Below are 3,200 nucleotides of genomic sequence, written 5' to 3'. Positions count from 1 at the left end.
AAATGGCAAGAATTCCTCGAATGCTTTGTCGACGACCAGGAAGTCGTCGAACGTGTCAAGACATATTCCCCACGGTAACAATCGGGCGGTTACGGTCCAACGCTTACGCGGTCGAAGAGCTCGTTGCCGAACTGTCTGCAGCTTTCCTTTGCGCTGACCTGGGCGTGGCCCATTATCCTCACGATAACACAGCCGCTTACATCGCTAATTGGCTGACTGTCCTGAAGGCCGACAAACGCGCCATTATCACCGCAGGAGCCAAAGCACAGGCGGCTGCCGATTATCTGCATGGACTTGTATCGAGACACAGAACGGAGGTCGCGTAAGCGACCTCGAGATCCAGCAGGTTTCTTTACGCTGCATCGGATCTGACAGATGAGATATTACTGTGTTCTGTTGCGAGCGGTATTGTAAACATCGCCACGCTCACGTTTTCCAACTGCCACGACCAACACCGTCACGGTGTCGTCGTTGACGGAATAAACCAGCCGATAGCCTAATTGACGTAATTTTATCTTGTAATGGTCAGGCATACCGTGAAGTGAGGCGCTAACGACCCGCGGCGTTTCCAAACGTTCACGCAATTTTTTCTTTAATTGCTCTCGGATTGTTGAGCCAAGTTTATTCCATTCTTTAAGCGCTGAAGGCAGGAATTCAAGCTTATAAGGCATCGATATCGACCGAAATTCCTTTTTCGTCGGCTCGTTTCCGGATTATCTCAGTAAGGCGAATATCGTCTAACTGCTCGAGCATGGCTTCATAAACATCTGCGGGAACCATATAAGCCATAATTCGATTATGATTAAGAACGGCGACAGCCTCGCCCTTAGCCTCGTCCATTACGGCGGAGGGACTTTTTTTGAGGTCCGAAACACTAACTGCTATATTTGCTTCCACACGTTGCATAACAAATTCCATATCCAATTTGGTCCGAAAAATAGTACCATATTAGGTGTGGAAATACAATACCGAACCCGAAGATCCAATCGATCGTTGGTATTTAGATCGCGCATTTCGAGCAATTGTCGGATATTCGCAATTGCCATTGCCAGCTTCAACTATTTAACTGGAACCGTGCTTTGGGGTTTGGCGTCAACCTGGCTTTGTAAGTCAGCCATTTTTTTAACCAACGAAAGCAAGTCACGCGTCGTGCTGTGCGGGAGATTTGCCACGAGTTTCGCAAGTTCGACGCGATCCTTGGCTTCCTCCTCACTTTTGCCCCACAAATGAGGTGCTGCCTCGTAAAGCATGTCGATGGGCATTACGTTCAGCACCTCGCAAATATGAACCATGCGAGTGACATGTAGCTTTGAAAACGCGCGTTCATAGCGACCATAAACCGGCGTTGAAAGTCCCATGAGTGGCGCGAAATCGGCTTGTTTCAGGCCTGCCTTATCGCGGGCTTCACGCAGGTATTTCGCAAGCCGTTGATCGATTTCTTCAAACGTACTTATTCCGTTGAAGCCCGGACGCCTAAAGACTGGCTTATCGATCTCAGGATCATTGGTTTTTTCCAAAGAATGCTCGTTAGCGAAATCCAATGCCTCACGACTCACGCGGAAACCCCTTTTGCCTACCATGCCATAACAGCGATCATTATCACATTTTCTAAAAATAGCAGTACTCCAGACGTGGTGTTCGCCTGTTTCAACGCGCGTTTATATCGAAATGAAGGGAAAGAGTGATTTCGGCTTTATGTGTTTGGAACTTCCTATGCCGACGTTGTCACATCGGCTATCGGAATTTCACCGCGACGAGGCGCCAATCATTGGCCGCCTCCATGAATACTGCTTCGATAATTCTGGTCTCGTTCAGCCAGCTTAGTGATGCTGACAATTCGCATGCAGCGGTATGCTCTTTGATTTGAGTACATCGTAGCACTGACACTTTGGAAGAGCGGCCGTATCCGGCATAATTCCAGTTCGCTAATCGAAATAGCTCTGTCTTGGCTGTTTCGTCATCAGGCCAGATGGCATCATAGCTTTGCCTTGCCACATTAGCGATCGTCAGTTCGCCATTGTGAGAATCTAGTTTGGTGTGCAGCGATGGTGCAATATAGATGCCAATGGCAATTCCGAGCGCTATCCCGACGAGAACACTTCGGCCAAGCATAATCAGTATCCGTTATCTTTGAGATACTGATCAATTGCGTCGCGGAGTATGACGGTCATCTTGAGACCGTTGTCGTGAGCTGCTTTCTCAAGACGACGTTTCGTTTCATAATCAAGCGAAACGTTGACGAAATGTTTGCTTTCACGTTCACGGGCTTTGCGAAGCTCGCGCAGTCGGTTACGGGAGTCTTCCCGACGGTTCGCATTTTCAATAGCACTTGCCCGGTGTTGTTCCGGTGTTGTCTCGAGAGGTTTATCCTGCTTTTTCCGACTTCCTGTCGCCGGCACTGATTTATTTCTAACCCTTGTCGCGTCTTCGTCGTGCGCATGAGACGTCGGCGGGGAAGAAACAGTGGCCCTATCCAGATCGTCAGAACGTTTTCGTCGTTCCGCGACAGGGAAATCAGAAAGAGAGATTTTTGCCTTAGCCATAGATACTCTGCGCTCCCTTCGTCTTTTTAAGTTGCTCCAACTCCTCGACGAATGCATTAACCTCAGCTCTGGCCTTGAGAACCGGTTCACTCGGTTCTAGCATTTGTAGTGTGCCAAGACCGCTGCGGATTTCACGATAGCAATTTCGTTCGATCAATTCCGTATCGAGAAGTACGGAATTGTATCCGTGTTCGCTCAAATTTTGGACAAAAGATCGAATGATCCGGTATTCTTCGAGATGCCGATTGACGATCGTTATGCGTGTTCGAAGAACTGCTTGAGGGATACTGCGGTCAAGAAAGTCTGTTCGTGTCGCAATTGTCTCGGCTGCTTCACCAACTGCTTTAATCTCGTCTTGGGCGGGCTGAATGGGTGTGATGACGATATCTGAATGGTCGATTATCGTATCCATCAAAACACTATCGACGCCCGGTGCATCGATCAGTATGGCGTCATAGTTGCCCGCCTGGGACGCCATTAACTTCTCTATATTGTTCTGACGAAGTGCTGTTGCGAGCGAGATCGACGCTGGTACATTATCCTTTGCCTCGCACCGCTTCCACCTGGCCTGCCCCCTGAAAAGTGGTCCTCCCTGAAGTAGGCTATTGAGCCGTTGGAGAGGACGTTGGAATGCCCCAGAAGAAGCATAAGCCCGAA

At 49.0% G+C, this 3,200-nt stretch carries 6 protein-coding genes and 1 pseudogene; 1 reads left to right on the top strand and 6 read right to left on the bottom strand.

The genetic code is table 11. From position 1 onward, the window contains the following. Window positions 1-83: 83 nt before the first annotated feature. Window positions 84-326: pseudogene (locus tag FHS76_RS22360) on the top strand (zincin-like metallopeptidase domain-containing protein); the annotation flags it as partial. 57 nt (window positions 327-383) lie between these two features. On the opposite strand, the gene FHS76_RS22355 reads toward FHS76_RS22360, so the two are convergent. The 6 genes from FHS76_RS22355 to FHS76_RS22330 form a co-directional block, all read right to left on the bottom strand. Continuing rightward, entirely contained in the window at window positions 384-671 is a 288-nt protein-coding gene (locus tag FHS76_RS22355) for a type II toxin-antitoxin system RelE family toxin (RefSeq protein ID WP_183658515.1), read from the bottom strand. After that, entirely contained in the window at window positions 661-906 is a 246-nt protein-coding gene (locus FHS76_RS22350; RefSeq protein ID WP_109989459.1) for a type II toxin-antitoxin system Phd/YefM family antitoxin, read from the bottom strand. The genes FHS76_RS22355 and FHS76_RS22350 overlap by 11 nt, the downstream gene beginning before the upstream one ends. A 152-nt stretch (window positions 907-1,058) precedes the next feature. Beyond that, entirely contained in the window at window positions 1,059-1,556 is a 498-nt protein-coding gene (locus FHS76_RS22345) for a helix-turn-helix domain-containing protein (RefSeq protein ID WP_183658512.1), read from the bottom strand. 178 nt (window positions 1,557-1,734) lie between these two features. Next, complete coding sequence (locus FHS76_RS22340; protein ID WP_183658509.1) at window positions 1,735-2,112, bottom strand: hypothetical protein; 378 nt, start codon at window positions 2,110-2,112, stop codon at window positions 1,735-1,737. A gap of 2 nt (window positions 2,113-2,114) precedes the next feature. Continuing rightward, window positions 2,115-2,543 (bottom strand): ribbon-helix-helix protein, CopG family, encoded by a 429-nt coding sequence (locus FHS76_RS22690; RefSeq protein ID WP_235992874.1) that lies wholly within the window; start codon window positions 2,541-2,543, stop codon window positions 2,115-2,117. Then, a partial coding sequence (locus FHS76_RS22330; protein WP_235992872.1) for a ParA family protein occupies window positions 2,536-3,200 on the bottom strand: 665 nt, incomplete at its 5' end. The genes FHS76_RS22690 and FHS76_RS22330, both read right to left, overlap by 8 nt.

The organism is Brucella daejeonensis, from assembly GCF_014199265.1.
GTDB lineage: Bacteria > Pseudomonadota > Alphaproteobacteria > Rhizobiales > Rhizobiaceae > Brucella > Brucella daejeonensis.
This window is presented reverse-complemented; position numbering and strand designations above follow the sequence as displayed.

Bases quoted from the DNA above. Each gene is read 5' to 3' on its own strand.
- FHS76_RS22355 (WP_183658515.1), bottom strand. From the start codon at position 671: ATGCCTTATAAGCTTGAATTCCTGCCTTCAGCGCTTAAAGAATGGAAT.
- FHS76_RS22350 (WP_109989459.1), bottom strand. From the start codon at position 906: ATGCAACGTGTGGAAGCAAATATAGCAGTTAGTGTTTCGGACCTCAAA.
- FHS76_RS22340 (WP_183658509.1), bottom strand. From the start codon at position 2,112: ATGCTTGGCCGAAGTGTTCTCGTCGGGATAGCGCTCGGAATTGCCATT.
- FHS76_RS22690 (WP_235992874.1), bottom strand. From the start codon at position 2,543: ATGGCTAAGGCAAAAATCTCTCTTTCTGATTTCCCTGTCGCGGAACGA.